Here is an 826-nt window from a genome sequence, read left to right as displayed (position 1 = left end):
GCAGTTGTAAACAGGTTAGGCAACAAATATATGCCTTTACCCATACGCGACTTTGGTTTGTCCGCTGACGACTCAGTCTCCGACTTAATATTGTCGGCCCCAGACTCGTGCAATGCACTTGTAGTATCTTGATTATTCTTTGACTCTTCGCTCATGACTTCTCAGCATATTCTGCGTACATAAAAAAACGGCCTGCAAGGATAATCCTTGCAGGCCGTTTAGTGTAGCGTTAATTAACAAAAACGCTTAGTTCTTCTCTTGATCAACGATCTTGTTAGACGCAATCCAAGGCATCATTGCACGAAGCTTAGCACCAGTCTCTTCGATTGGGTGAGCTGCGTTATTACGACGATATGCAGTCATAGATGCATAGTTAGTCGCACCTTCTTGGATAAACATCTTGGCGTACTCACCATCTTGAATACGCTTAAGTGCATTACGCATCGCCGCACGAGATTCATCATTGATAACCTCTGGACCGGTAACGTACTCACCGTACTCAGCGTTGTTAGAGATTGAGTAGTTCATGTTCGCGATGCCGCCTTCGTACATAAGGTCAACAATTAGCTTAAGCTCGTGCAAACATTCGAAGTAAGCCATTTCTGGAGCATAACCCGCTTCAGTCAATGTTTCGAAACCAGCTTTAACAAGTTCAACCGCACCACCACAAAGAACAGCTTGCTCACCAAATAGGTCAGTTTCAGTCTCGTCTTTAAAAGTTGTTTCGATGATACCAGTACGACCACCACCAACACCGCTTGCGTAAGAAAGTGCTACATCTTTTGCTTGGCCAGACGCGTCTTGGAAGATCGCGATAAGATCTGGG

At 44.9% G+C, this 826-nt stretch carries 1 pseudogene; it reads right to left on the bottom strand.

What is annotated here, in order from left to right:
• Positions 1-246: 246 nt before the first annotated feature.
• A pseudogene (locus A3738_RS08285) lies at positions 247-826 on the bottom strand (ketol-acid reductoisomerase); the annotation flags it as partial.

It is taken from the genome of Oleiphilus sp. HI0066 (assembly GCF_001635725.1).
Note: the sequence above shows the minus strand (reverse complement) of the source record. Positions and strands in the feature narration are given on the sequence as shown.